Annotated in this window: 14 protein-coding genes; 9 read left to right on the top strand and 5 right to left on the bottom strand. The window is 53.8% G+C overall.

The annotated features are described in order from the left end of the window. Positions 1-12: 12 nt before the first annotated feature. From ACWAU0_RS14390 to ACWAU0_RS14380, 3 genes are read right to left on the bottom strand one after another with little or no spacing between them, the layout of a single operon-like run. The gene (locus ACWAU0_RS14390; RefSeq protein WP_033155353.1) at positions 13-426 is read right to left on the bottom strand and encodes a roadblock/LC7 domain-containing protein; all 414 of its coding nucleotides are present in this window, start codon (positions 424-426) and stop codon (positions 13-15) included. A gap of 33 nt (positions 427-459) precedes the next feature. Continuing rightward, a complete protein-coding gene (locus tag ACWAU0_RS14385; RefSeq protein ID WP_051669630.1) occupies positions 460-1,008 on the bottom strand; it encodes a V4R domain-containing protein in 549 nt (182 codons plus the stop codon). A 23-nt stretch (positions 1,009-1,031) separates the two neighbouring features. Then, complete coding sequence (locus ACWAU0_RS14380) at positions 1,032-1,859, bottom strand: OmpA family protein (RefSeq protein WP_458137062.1); 828 nt, start codon at positions 1,857-1,859, stop codon at positions 1,032-1,034. 326 nt (positions 1,860-2,185) lie between these two features. Here ACWAU0_RS14380 and ACWAU0_RS14375 point away from each other — a divergent pair, with 326 nt between their 5' ends. After that, on the top strand, positions 2,186-2,980 hold the full coding sequence (locus ACWAU0_RS14375; RefSeq protein WP_205450737.1) for an EAL domain-containing protein: 795 nt from the start codon (positions 2,186-2,188) through the stop codon (positions 2,978-2,980). A gap of 16 nt (positions 2,981-2,996) precedes the next feature. Here ACWAU0_RS14375 and amrS read toward each other — a convergent pair whose 3' ends face one another. Then, complete coding sequence (gene amrS, locus ACWAU0_RS14370) at positions 2,997-4,079, bottom strand: AmmeMemoRadiSam system radical SAM enzyme (protein ID WP_205450738.1); 1,083 nt, start codon at positions 4,077-4,079, stop codon at positions 2,997-2,999. Between the two features lie 155 nt (positions 4,080-4,234). Between amrS and amrB the strand changes: the two genes are divergently transcribed. The 8 genes from amrB to ACWAU0_RS14330 all read left to right on the top strand — a co-directional run bounded on the left by amrB (position 4,235) and on the right by ACWAU0_RS14330 (position 12,866). Further along, positions 4,235-5,014, top strand: a complete 780-nt coding sequence (amrB, locus tag ACWAU0_RS14365) for an AmmeMemoRadiSam system protein B (protein WP_205450739.1) — start codon at positions 4,235-4,237, stop codon at positions 5,012-5,014. Then, on the top strand, positions 5,001-5,558 hold the full coding sequence (gene amrA, locus ACWAU0_RS14360) for an AmmeMemoRadiSam system protein A (RefSeq protein ID WP_458137061.1): 558 nt from the start codon (positions 5,001-5,003) through the stop codon (positions 5,556-5,558). Before amrB ends, amrA begins: the two co-directional genes overlap by 14 nt. Positions 5,559-5,762: 204 nt before the next feature. Beyond that, a complete protein-coding gene (gene zwf / locus ACWAU0_RS14355) occupies positions 5,763-7,229 on the top strand; it encodes a glucose-6-phosphate dehydrogenase (protein WP_101055191.1) in 1,467 nt (488 codons plus the stop codon). A gap of 31 nt (positions 7,230-7,260) precedes the next feature. Continuing rightward, complete coding sequence (gene pgl, locus ACWAU0_RS14350; RefSeq protein ID WP_033155358.1) at positions 7,261-7,971, top strand: 6-phosphogluconolactonase; 711 nt, start codon at positions 7,261-7,263, stop codon at positions 7,969-7,971. Between the two features lie 105 nt (positions 7,972-8,076). Continuing rightward, positions 8,077-9,897 (top strand): phosphogluconate dehydratase, encoded by a 1,821-nt coding sequence (gene edd, locus ACWAU0_RS14345; protein ID WP_458137060.1) that lies wholly within the window; start codon positions 8,077-8,079, stop codon positions 9,895-9,897. 141 nt (positions 9,898-10,038) lie between these two features. Further along, positions 10,039-11,484 carry a decarboxylating NADP(+)-dependent phosphogluconate dehydrogenase gene (gene gnd, locus ACWAU0_RS14340; RefSeq protein ID WP_445368547.1) on the top strand — a complete coding sequence of 482 codons (1,446 nt, stop codon included), beginning with the start codon at positions 10,039-10,041 and terminating at the stop codon, positions 11,482-11,484. Between the two features lie 89 nt (positions 11,485-11,573). Beyond that, on the top strand, positions 11,574-12,203 hold the full coding sequence (locus ACWAU0_RS14335) for a bifunctional 4-hydroxy-2-oxoglutarate aldolase/2-dehydro-3-deoxy-phosphogluconate aldolase (protein WP_458137059.1): 630 nt from the start codon (positions 11,574-11,576) through the stop codon (positions 12,201-12,203). 108 nt (positions 12,204-12,311) lie between these two features. Beyond that, complete coding sequence (locus tag ACWAU0_RS14330; protein WP_445368546.1) at positions 12,312-12,866, top strand: cytochrome b; 555 nt, start codon at positions 12,312-12,314, stop codon at positions 12,864-12,866. A 54-nt stretch (positions 12,867-12,920) separates the two neighbouring features. On the opposite strand, the gene ACWAU0_RS14325 is transcribed toward ACWAU0_RS14330, so the two are convergent. Then, a complete protein-coding gene (locus tag ACWAU0_RS14325; RefSeq protein WP_445368545.1) occupies positions 12,921-13,334 on the bottom strand; it encodes a Dabb family protein in 414 nt (137 codons plus the stop codon). Positions 13,335-13,342 lie beyond the last annotated feature (8 nt).

The raw sequence follows: 13,342 nt of genomic DNA, 5'->3' as shown, positions 1-13,342 counted from the left end.
TCTAGACGGCGGTTAATTGGCCAGATAACTGGTAAACAATTTTTTCAATACCGGAATGGTTTCTTTTAATTCAAACCGCACCCGTCCTAACAACGCTTCCCGCTGGGTGACCAGAGCCAGAATAAAGCCCGCGTCTATCGGCGTCGATAAAATGTAGCCGTCGTTGTTTTCGCAGATCACCATATTGGTTAAATGATGGCCGACATGTTGCGCCGCTTTGGCCGCCGCGCCGAATACCACCTGCACCGAGGCGCCGATGGCGTCGGTGTTGATTTCAAAATCGCGGTGAATATGCGTGACAAAGCCGTCGCTATCGACAATGGCCGCTGCCGATACGCCCTGGATGTTCATCAGATTGCGCAAGATGGAATCGATTTCGTTGTTCTGAGATTTGCGCGGATCGAGAAATTGGACATTACTACTCATGTTGCTCTCCTGATGCTTTTAATAATTATCAACCTACAGTAAATCGACGCGGATTAAACACGTCTTGTCGCCCAGCGCGTTGCACTTGGTTTCGGTGGCCTTTACATTACGATTGAAAAAAGTTTTGACGATGCCGCCGACCATGCCGGCTTCGAAATGGCAAATAGGCGCCGACACATGATGAATACCGGCGCAGGACACGCATTCATCCACCCTTAACTCCAGCACGCCCGCGGACAAGTCCACTTTATCCGGCACCACCAAACCGATACTCAGCTGCCGGCACAGCAATTTGATTTTGCCGACATAGGTTTCCAGGTCTTTATCGATATTGGCGGCGGCAATTTGGCCCATCGCCAAACCCAAACTCTGGCCGGAATGATAAACCAGCGAAGGAGCACCCTGGCCTAATATGTCTTCTACGTTTGAACCCAAAGCCACCATGCGTAAGGCTTGAAACAAGCGAATGGGAATCAGCGGGCCCAGATCGTTGCGATTTTCGATATCGAACTCGCCGGAAATAATACCGTCGAGAATTTGCTGCTGGGCTATCTGATAGTCTGATTTACTGTTTTGTATCATAGCGTCTACCCTCTTCAATTCGGTTAATTATCCACACACTGCAATTCGACCCGACGATTTAAGGCCTGGCCCTCTTTGGAATCGTTCGGCGCCGCCGGATTTCTCATACCTTCCGATGCGGTGAAGATGGCTGTTGAGCCGATACCTTTGCCGACCAACAGTCTTTTAACGGCATTAGCCCGCGTCAAGCCCAACTGCACGTTGGCGGCATCGCTACCCAAATTGCAGGTATGCCCGGTTAGTTTGATCCGGTTTTGGCAGCTTCTAGCCGCGCTCAAAAGTTCGTTGCTGCTGTTCGCAGATTCCGGCGTTAATTTGCTGGAATCGAATTTGAAATACACGGTAAAAGACGACGTGCCAGAGGTTTGCGCCGCAGTATCCGGCGAGACTTTGGGAATACCCGCCGCGGTCGGCTCAGTAGGTAACTCAGGCATCGGGTCCGATGTTTGCGGATTGTCATTGCCGGATGCCGACTGTTGCGCGTCTTGCTTCGCAGCAATCGCTTGATCCGGTTTAGCCTCGGCAAGCAAGGCTGGAGCGGCTTCTGTTGAGGGCTGCGGCGCTTGGGTATCGGGGGTTGCCGGCTCAGGACCGGTAGCTGGTGCTGCCGGTTTACTCAAGTCTGCAGTCTGGCTAATGGCTGCCGGCTTTTGCGCTAAATCAGGCACTAAAACCGCCACCACGGCCAGCAAACCAATCACGCCAAGCAACCACGGCACATTGCTGCGCAAGGGTTTTTTAAAGGCTTTGTCTGATTTGCCTTGCGGATTGGCAGAACTCAGCCGCGCTTTGTCCGTAGACGGAATAATGCCATCCAGGCCGTCGTGATCGAGTGAACGAGGTTTTTTCATGGAATTCCCTTAAGTTCCGTTTGCCAAGCCTGCTGAATATTTGCAGGGACAGTATGAGCAGGCACCGACTTAAATTTGTTGGGCTATCATATGCAAGTTTCCCTGCAGAATCAAAATTGATGCTGGTTCAAATAATTAAATCTTAGAATTTGACACTGAACTAATTCAGTGAATCCTAAAACCAACTTGACCCAGTAATCGAAAACTTGCGAAGTTAATGATGATTCGCATCAACTTCGCTACACTTGATAATGACGATTACCAGGGAAGCAAGCCTGCTCAAGCAAGGATGATCAACATCCTGACATCGATTTCGAGAATCCGTTATGCCAGAAAATACCGCACCAAATTCGCCACAGACCAACACCAATACCGACCTGCCCAGCTGTAACCGTTGCCGAGACCTGGAAGAACTGGATTTCGATTTTAGTTTTGCCTATCAGCCCATCGTCAATTTTTTTGCCCGCACCGTTTTTGCCCACGAAGCGCTGGTGCGCGGTGTTAACGGCGAATCGGCCGCATCGATACTCGCCAAAGTCACCGATGCCAACCGCTATCGCTTCGACCAAAACTGCCGGATTAAAGCCGTGGAAGGCGCAGCGAGGTTGGGTATCCAGGAGTTTGTATCGATTAACTTCATGCCGAATGCGGTTTACCAACCCGAAGCCTGTATCCGCTCGACTTTTGAAGCCGCGCAACGCTACAACTTTTCCAAAGACCGCATCATTTTCGAAGTGATTGAAGGCGAGGATGTGTCCGACCGTCCGCATTTAATCAATATATTCACCGAATACCGGCGCTTTGGTTTTAAAACCGCTATCGACGACTTCGGCGCGGGCTACGCCGGCCTGAACCTACTCGCCGAGTTCCAGCCGGATGTGCTGAAACTGGATATGGATTTGGTGCGCGACATCAATCTCAGCAAACCCAAACAGGCGATAGTGGGAGGGGTTGTGCAAATCTGCCGCGAACTCGGCATCGAAGTGCTGGCGGAAGGCATCGAAACCAAGGCCGAACGGGATTTTCTGCTGGGCTGCGGCGTCACGCTGTTTCAAGGCTATCTATTCTGCAAACCCACATTTCAGGCTATCGGCCAAATCAATCCGGATGCCTGGTCTTAAGAGCAGGCCCGCTACCTTAAAACTTGACTGCCTGGCGCTTGGCACCCCAATCGCCGGGTAAAGGATTAAACACCCCGGCACAAGAACATCCGCAAAACCGGCAGTTGCCGGCGGCATCCAAATTCCAATCCGACAGTTCGTACCAGTCGCGGCCAATCAAAATTTTCCCGCAGCCGTGGCAATAAGTGCTCTCCGCCGATTTGTCGTGAACATTGCCGACATAGGCGTAACGCACGCCGTTTTTCAAGGCAATGCTGCGCGCCAGCAATAATGTGGCACGCGGCGTGTGCGGGGTATCAGTCATTTTCCAATCCGGATGAAACGCGGTGAAATGCATGGGCACATCCGGACCAAGATGCTCGACCACCCATTGGGTCATGGCTTCCAATTCCGTCTCGGAATCGTTGGCGCCGGGAATCAGCAACGTGGTCAACTCCAACCAGACCGGGGTTTCGTGTTTTAAATATTGCAGCGTTTCCAGCACCGCTTGCAGATGGCCACCGGTGATCTTGTGGTAAAAATCCTCGGAGAAGGCTTTTAAATCGACATTGGCCGCGTCCATGTAGCGGTAAAACTCCGCGCGCGGCTCGGCGCAGACATAGCCGGCGGTCACAGCCACGGACTTCAAACCCAGCTCCCGGCAGGCTTGTGCCGTATCGATGGCGTATTCGTGGAAAATCACCGGATCGTTGTAGGTATAGGCGACGCTGCTGCAAGCGTGCTCCAGTGCGGCTCGGGCTATTGCTTCCGGCTCGGCCCGGCTCATCAGCGTATCCATCTCCCGCGACTTGCTGATGTCCCAATTCTGGCAAAACTTGCAGGCTAAATTGCAGCCGGCGGTGCCGAACGAAAAAATCGGCGTACCGGGTAAAAAGTGATTCAAGGGTTTTTTCTCGATAGGGTCTATCGCAAAACCGCTGGAACGCCCGTAACTGGTCATCACGATCTGCGTATCCAGATTCTGCCGCACAAAACACAAGCCGCGTTGGCCTTCGTGCAATTTGCAAAAGCGCGGACACAAGTCGCACTGCACTTTGCCGTCCGCCAACACATGCCAATAACGGGTGGCTGCGGTATCCGCGCTGAGTAAAGTAGTCATGGCGATGCTCCTTGAACCCCAAGCATAAAATCGGGTCGTTATCGGCGAGAGTTAGCAGTAGAATAAACCCAAGATGGGCGGGGTATTCAATTTTTTGACGCGCCGCTATCCGCCCGGCCTCTGATCGTATTAAAACTTTAAAAAAGGATCAGCGCATGAATAGAAAACCCGCCGTAGCAGGACGGTTTTATCCTGCCCACCCCCAACAGCTCCATGACGCGGTATCCGGCTATTTGCAGGACGTACGCCCCACCGGCAAAGCGCCCAAAGCCATGATCGTGCCGCATGCCGGCTACGTTTATTCCGGGCCGATAGCCGCTACCGCTTACGCCCGTTTAAAGCCGGCCGCAGCCAGCATTACCCGCGTGGTATTGATCGGCCCTTCGCATCACGTGGCGTTTCGCGGCTTGGCAGTCAGCAGAACCCTGGCTTACACCACCCCGCTCGGCGATGTCGAGGTAGACAAGGCCGCTATCGAAGCCTTATTGAGTTTGCCGTTTGTGGAATACATCGAACAAGCCCACACGCTGGAACACAGCCTGGAAGTGCATCTGCCGTTTCTGCAATCGGTTTTACAGCAATTCACGCTGATCCCCATCGTGGCCGGCGACGCCAGTCCCGAACAAGTCAGCCAAACTCTGGAGCTGTTGTGGGGCGGCGATGAAACCTTGCTGGTGATCAGCTCCGATCTCAGCCATTATCACGACTACGACACCGCCAAACGCCTGGACCAAGCGACTAGCCGAATGATAGAGCAGTTGCAATACAACGAAATTTGCGGTGAGGCCGCCTGCGGTAAGGTGCCGGTCAACGGCTTGTTGAAGCTACTGAAACAAAAAGGCCTGTCTATTAAAACCATAGATCTGCGTAATTCCGGCGACACGGCCGGTAACAAACAGCAAGTGGTGGGATACGGTGCCTATGTCGTTGACTGAAACCTCGCAAAATCGCTTGCTGGCACTAGCCCGGCAATCCATAGCCCACGGCCTGCAAACCGGTCGGCCGTTACCGGTTGATTTGGATGCTTATCCAGAGGAATTACGCGAAATCCGCGCGACTTTCGTCACCCTGGAACGCCGTGGCCAATTGCGCGGCTGTATCGGCATGCTGGAAGCGGTAAGGCCTCTGGCGGAAGATGTAGCGGAAAATGCCTTTGCGGCAGCGTTCCGGGATCGGCGCTTTCCGCCATTAGCCGCTGGTGAAGTGGCCGATCTTGACTTACATATCTCCGTGCTTAGCCCCGCCGTAGCACTGACATTTTTGTCCGAAGCGGATCTGATCGCGCAACTGCGCCCCGGCATAGACGGCATCATTTTGCAGGAAAGCGCCCGGCGCGGCACCTTCCTGCCCTCGGTGTGGGAAGATTTACCCAACCCCACCGAGTTTTTACAACACTTAAAACAAAAGGCCGGCTTACCCGCCGCCTATTGGTCTGACAAGATACAAGCCTATCGTTATACCACCGAGATGTTCGGCTAGCAGTCAAGCGTTTTGTGCGCCGCCAACCCCTATAAATCCGGCCTTGGCGGCCTTTGATCTTGTTCCAAACCGACAACGAACATTATAATGGCGGCATTTTCGACTGATCCGGGCTCAGAGTTTCCTGCAACGTGCGTTTAGTTTGCGCGCGGAAATCGACATGCCAAAGCCGATCAACCCTCTTCTTCATTCCTAGTATCACTGATGAAAAATCAAAATTACAAACCTTGCGACCTGGTGATTTACGGCGCATTGGGTGACCTATCGAAACGAAAGTTACTAATTTCGTTGTATCGTCTGGAAAAATCCAATTTGCTGGAAGCCGATACCCGCATTATCGGCGTCGACCGTTTGGAGGAAACCAGCGAAGGCTTCGTCCAAATTGCCCATAACAGCCTGAAATCGTTCTTAAACAAAGAGATAAACCCGGAAATCTGGGAGCGGCTGTCGCAAAGATTATCGTACTTGAAAATCGACCTGACTCAACCGGAGCAATATCTGCAGTTGAATGCCGCAGTCGATCCGGAAAAGCGGGTGATGGTTAACTATTTTGCGGTAGCGCCGTTTCTATTCAAAAGTATCTGCCAGGGTTTGCAAAGCTGCGGCGTATTGACCGCCGAATCGCGGATGGTGATGGAAAAGCCCATCGGCCACGACTTGAAGTCTTCCAAGGAGATCAACGACGTCGTCGAAGAAGTCTTCCAGGAAGATCAGGTCTATCGTATCGACCACTACCTGGGCAAAGAGACGGTACTGAATCTGCTGGCCCTGCGTTTTGCCAACTCGATTTTCACTACCAACTGGAACCACAACACCATCGACCATATCCAGATTACGGTGGGTGAAGACATCGGCATCGAAGGCCGCTGGGAATACTTTGATAAAACCGGCCAGTTGCGCGACATGCTGCAAAATCACTTACTGCAAATTCTGACTTTCGTCGCGATGGAGCCGCCGGCCGATCTGGAAGCGGAAAGCATCCATATGGAAAAAATCAAGGTCTTGAAAGCCTTACGGCCAATTACCGCGCGCAATGTCGAGGAAAAAACCGTGCGCGGCCAATACACCGCCGGTTTCATTAAAGGCGCGGCGGTGCCGGGTTATCTGGAAGAGGAAGGCGCCAACAAGGAAAGCACCACCGAAAGCTTCGTGGCAATTAGGGTAGACATTGATAACTGGCGTTGGGCCGGCGTACCGTTTTATATGCGCACCGGCAAACGCATGCCCAATAAACGTACGGAAATCGTCGTCAACTTCAAACAATTGCCGCACAACATTTTCAAAGACAGCTTCCGCGACCTGCCGGCCAATAAACTGGTGATCCATTTGCAGCCCAACGAAGGCGTGGATGTGGTGATGTTGAACAAAGTGCCGGGCATAGACGGTAATATCAAATTGCAACAAACCAAGCTGGACTTGAGTTTTTCGGAAACCTTCAAGAAAAACAGTATTTTCGGCGGCTACGAAAAACTGATTCTGGAAGCCCTGCGCGGCAACACCACGCTGTTTTTAAGCCGCGAGGAAATCGAACAAGCCTGGGCCTGGGTCGATTCGATCCAAGACGCCTGGGCACAAAACCATAGCGCTCCAAAATCTTACCCGGCTGGCAGCTGGGGGCCGATTGCCTCCGTGGCATTATTGGCCCGCGACGGCCGCGCCTGGGAAGAGTAATCAATCTGTATCCATCACGAGAACAACGAACATGGTTAGAGAATTTTTTTTCGAACAACGTAACCACCTGTTTACCGCCTTGGTGGCCGAATGCCAGGATGTGTTATCCGAAGCCGTCAGCAAACACGGTCAAGCCACTTTATTGGTGTCGGGCGGCAGCACCCCTGCCCCGCTTTATGAAGCATTGTCCAAATCCGATTTGAATTGGAAAAAAATCAAGGTAGCGCTGGTGGACGAACGCTGGGTGGACAATCAACACAGCGCCAGCAACGAAGCTTTAATTCGCCGCAGCCTGCTGATCAACAACGCCAAAAACGTTGAGTTTATCGGCATGAAAACCCCGGCTGCCAAGGCCAAACAAGGTCAGGCCGAGGCTGAAGGCCGCTACGCCAAACTGCCGCAGCCTTTCACGCTGAGCATCGTCGGCATGGGCCCAGACGGTCATACCGCTTCGCTGTTTCCGCACGCAGAAGGTCTGGCCAACGCATTGAGTGAGGACAATCAAAATCTGACCGCGGCCATCACCGCCATTCAAAGCGAAGTGACCGGCGCCAATACAGAACGCCTGACCCTGACCCGCAACGCTTTATTAAAGTCGGAACGCATCGTGATTTTGTTCACCGGCGAAGATAAGTTGGCAGTATTCAACAGCGCCCAAAAACCGGGCCCGGTAGAGGACATGCCGATTCGGGCCTTATTGAATCAGGAAGACGTGCCGGTGGAATTGTACTGGGCACCTTAGCCGCTTAAATGTAGGGTGGGTTAGACGCGCATAACCCGATCACTCTCGATTCCAAAACGCCGTTCGGCGCGTCGACACCACCCCATCTGCTGCCCTGGAGAGCTTATGCATCCTGTTTTAGAAAAAGTGACCGCCGACGTGGTGGAACGTAGCCGGGAAAGCCGTGCTGCTTATCTGGCCCGCATCGACGCCGCTATTGCCAACGGCCCACAACGCACCAATCTGCCTTGCGCCAATCTGGCCCACGGCTTTGCCGTCTGTTCGGCGGTTGAAAAAGACGCACTGTCGCATGCCGTCAAACCCAACGTCGGCATTATTTCCGCCTACAACGACATGCTGTCGGCACACGAACCGTATCAACATTATCCGGAACTGATTAAACAGGCCGTGCGCGAAGCCGGCGGCGTCGCCCAATTCGCCGGCGGCGTGCCGGCCATGTGCGACGGCGTAACGCAAGGCATGCCGGGCATGGAATTGTCGCTGTTCAGCCGCGACGTGATCGCGTTATCCACCGCTATCGGCTTGAGCCATAACATGTTCGACGCCGCCTTGTATTTGGGCGTCTGCGACAAAATCGTGCCCGGCTTGCTGATCGGCGCCTTGAGTTTCGGCCATTTGCCTGCGGTTTTTGTGCCCGCCGGGCCGATGACTACCGGCATCTCCAACAAGGAAAAATCCCGCACCCGGCAAAAATTCGCCGAAGGTAAAGTCGGGGAAAAAGAACTGCTGGAATCGGAATCCAAGGCCTACCACAGCCCCGGCACCTGCACCTTCTACGGCACCGCCAACAGCAATCAGATGATGGTGGAAATCATGGGCCTGCACTTGCCCGGCAGTTCTTTCGTCAACCCGTACACCCCGCTGCGCGACGAATTAACCAAAGCTGCTGCCAAACAGGTATTGAAATTCACCGCGCTGGGTGACGACTTCCGGCCGATTGCTCACGTCGTCAACGAAAAAGCCATCATCAACGCGATTATCGGCTTACTGGCGACGGGCGGCTCGACCAATCACACCATCCATTTGATCGCCATCGCCCGCGCGGCCGGCATTATCATCAACTGGGACGATTTCGATAATCTATCCAAAGCCATCCCGCTATTGACCAAGATTTATCCGAACGGCCCGGCCGACGTCAACCAGTTCCAAGCGGCAGGCGGCATGGGCTTGTTGATCCAGGAATTGCTCGAGCATGGTTTACTGCACGGCGACATTCTGACCATCGGCGACCAGCGCGGCATGGCGCAATACAGCCAAGTGCCGACGCTGAACGACGGCAAGCTAAGCTGGGAAGCAGGGCCGGCTGTGTCGCTGGATCCGGACGTGATTAGCAGTGTGGCACAACCTTTCGCTGCGGGCGGCGGTCTGCACGTGATGCACGGCAACCTGGGCCGCGGCGTCTCAAAAATTTCCGCCGTTGCGGAAAAACACCAGGTAGTTACCGCACCGGCAATGGTGTTCGACGACCAACTGGACGTGGTGGCTGCCTTCAAACGCGGCGAACTGGAAAAAGACGTGATCGTGGTGTTGCGCTTCCAGGGCCCAAAAGCCAACGGCATGCCGGAATTGCATAAATTGACGCCGGTATTGGGCGTATTGCAAGACCGCGGCTTTCATGTCGCCTTGGTCACGGACGGCCGCATGTCCGGCGCGTCCGGCAAGGTACCGTCGGCCATTCACATGTGGCCGGAATGCATAGACGGCGGCCCACTGGCCAAGGTCCGCGACGGCGACATCATTGCGCTGAACACCCAAACAGGGGAAGTCAACGTGCAGGTGGATCAAGCCGAATTCGATGCCCGCGTGCCGACTGCCAACAGCGCTACCGGCCATCATTTTGGTATGGGTCGCGAACTGTTTGGCGCAATGCGGGCAAACGCATCGACTTCGGAAACCGGAGCGACCAATCTGTTTTTCGTGGACTGAGATTCACACGCTTTAAGCAATGCCGTCTTAGTTTCACTTTGCCAAATCCGTCCTTCCACGGAAGGACGACTTTCTTGAAACCAGAATTAAGCAACATTGTGTCATCACCCCACAACGACAACGTTTACAGTAGGCAAGCACATGAAAGCAAATATCGGTTTAATCGGCTTGGCGGTCATGGGACAGAATTTGGTTCTGAACATGAACGACCACGGTTTCAAAGTGGCGGTGTATAACCGCACCGCCAGCAAAGTCGATGAGTTTCTCGACGGCCCGGCTAAAAACACCCAAGTCATCGGTACGCATTCTCTGGAACAACTGGTCAATAGCCTGGAGTCGCCGCGCAAGGTCATGTTGATGGTCAAAGCGGGTACTGTCGTGGATCAATATATCGACGACTTGCTGCCCTTGCTGTCAGCCGGCGACATCATCATCGACGGCGGCAATTCGCTGTTTACCGACACCAACCGCCGCACTCAATATTTGCAGGAAAAAGGCCTGCTCTACGTCGGCACCGGCGTATCCGGCGGCGAAGAAGGCGCCCGGCACGGCCCATCGATCATGCCCGGCGGCAATAAGGCGGCCTGGCCAGCGGTTAAGCCGATTTTTCAAGCCATCAGTGCTCATGTCGACGGCGACCCTTGCTGCGAATGGGTCGGCGATAACGGCGCCGGTCACTATGTAAAAATGGTGCATAACGGCATCGAGTACGGCGACATGCAGCTCATTTGCGAGGCTTATCAATTGCTGGCTGAAGGCTTGAACTTGAGCACCGACGAGATGCAGGCGATTTTTGCTGAGTGGAATCAAGGCGAATTAAGCTCGTATCTGATCGAAATCACCGCCAACATCCTGGCGTACAAAGAAGACAACGGCCAACCTTTACTGAACAGCATCCTGGATACCGCCGGCCAAAAAGGCACCGGCAAATGGACCGGCATCAATGCGCTGGACCTAGGTATCCCGCTCACCTTGATCGGCGAGTCGGTTTTTGCCCGTTGTCTGTCTGCACAAAAAGACGAGCGCATCCGCGCAGCCAAAGCCCTGCCGAAAACCAGCGCCAGCTTTAGCGGCGACAAAGCGGCGATGATTCAGGCTATCCGCCAAGCCCTGTATGCCTCGAAAATCATTTCTTATGCACAAGGCTTTCGACTGATGCGCGAAGCCGCCAAGGAATACAAACTGGCGCTGAATTACGGCGAGATTGCCTTGATGTGGCGCGGCGGCTGTATCATTCGTAGCCAATTTCTGAACGACATCAAACAGGCTTACCAGCAAAACCCCGATCTGGAAAACTTGCTGCTGGCCGATTTCTTCGTCGATGCCATGAAACAAGCCGAAGCGGGCTGGCGCCAAGCCGTGATACTGGGCATACAATTGGGCATTCCGACGCCGGCCTTCTCGTCTGCCTTGGCCTATTTCGACGGCTACCGCACCGAAAGACTGCCGGCCAATCTGCTGCAAGCACAAAGAGACTATTTCGGCGCGCACTCGTATGAACGTACCGACCGACCCAGAGGCGAGTTTTTTCATACCGACTGGACCGGACACGGCGGCAAAACCGCATCGACAACCTATACGGTTTAGGGTTTACCCCGAGACCGTTGTCGTTTTGTCAAACACGCACGCTTCACGGCGTGGGTTTTCCAAGCACCCTCACATTAGGAAAATAACAAATGACCGTATCAATAAAAGAAGTCATGACCACCTCCCCGGTAATGCCGGTGATGGTAATCAATCAACTGGAACAAGCCGTGCCTTTGGCCCGCGCGTTGGTGGAAGGTGGATTGAAAGTATTGGAAATCACCTTACGGACGCCCGTAGCACTGGACGCTATCCGCCGCATCAAAGCCGAAGTACAGGGCGCGATTGTCGGTGCCGGCACCATCATTAATACCCAAACCCTGAAAAACGCGATTGACGCCGGCGCGGAATTTATCGTCAGTCCAGGCGTCACCGACAGCTTGCTGGATGCGGCTCTAGCTTCCGGCGTGCCGATTTTGCCTGGCGTCATCACTCCCAGCGAAGTAATGCGCTTGATGGACAAGGGCATTACCGCGATGAAGTTTTTCCCGGCCGAAGCGGCGGGCGGCATCCCGATGCTGAAATCCATCGGCGGCCCGCTGCCGCAAGTGACCTTTTGCCCGACCGGCGGCGTCAATCCGAAAAACGCGGTGGAATATCTGGCGCTAAGTAATGTGGCCTGTGTCGGCGGCTCCTGGATGGCACCGTCCGAACTGGTCGATGCCGGCGATTGGGCGGAAATCACCCGCCGCGCCGCTGAAGCCTCCGCTTTGAAAAAATAAACCCATCGCTAGGTTTTTAAATCATCCAGTCGCGGGCATCGTTTGGCAAATCGGCTCATTGCAAATTCGGCGTATTATCATTTTCTCGGAAAAAAGGAGTAATTAACGATGCAAAACCATGCAAACGAACGCTATTGCACGATGACGATTGCCTTGCACTGGCTGACATTCATCGTGATGGCAGCCGGGTATGCCTGTATCGAGCTACGCGAGTTGTTCCCCAAAGGCAGCGACCCGCGTGAAACCATGAAAGCCTTGCATTTTATGCTGGGTTTATTGGTGTTAATGCTGCTGTTACCGAGACTGGGTTTCCGTCTGGCCAGCCCCACACCGGCCATATCGCCGGAACCGCCGGCCTGGCAACGGCAGGCGGCACGTCTGGTGCATCTATTGCTTTATGGATTGATGTTGGGAATGCCGATAGCCGGCTGGTTGGCATTAAGCGCGGCAGGTAAAACAATTCCATTCTTTGGCCTGGAGTTGCCGGCGCTGATCGCCGAAAACAAGGAACTGACCAAAACGATCAAAGAAATACACGAAACCGGCGGTGTGATTGGCTATTACCTGATTGGCTTACACGTCTCTGCGGTACTCTTTCATCATTACGTGCAGCGCGACAACACCTTAAGCCACATGCTGCCGGCGCTGAAAAAGCCAGACTGATGCTGTCCAGCCATTCCTGTCTACAGATCCGGGAAACGGCTGGTCACAACGTCATTACTCGATAAAATCGTAAATCTTATATTTGTCCACCAAGGGCCGCAGCACCTGTTGCGCCACGCGCAGATATTCCGGATTCTGTAAAAACGCCTCGTAAGCCTGCTGGCTTTCGTAAATGCCGGATACGGCCACATCATAGCTTTCATCTAACGCAGCATTCGCTCGTCCACGATTAATCGCCGCCGGTGTACCGACATCGTAAGCCAGCACGCCCGGCAATTTAGCCAAGCCTGCACTGTCTTGAATATATTGTTGCCGCAGTTTTTCATCACCCGCCTGTTTCAGCCAGACTATCACCACGTGGTGTACTTTGCGATTTTGCGCCTGCTGGTCTGGTTTGGCAGTATAGGCACAACCGGTTCCGCCGGCTGCCAGCAGCCCCGCCAGCGCGAGGACATAAAGACGTTTCATGGTGTTTT

This window comes from Methylomonas sp. Uni0009, assembly GCF_054188105.3.
Note: the sequence above shows the minus strand (reverse complement) of the source record. Positions and strands in the feature narration are given on the sequence as shown.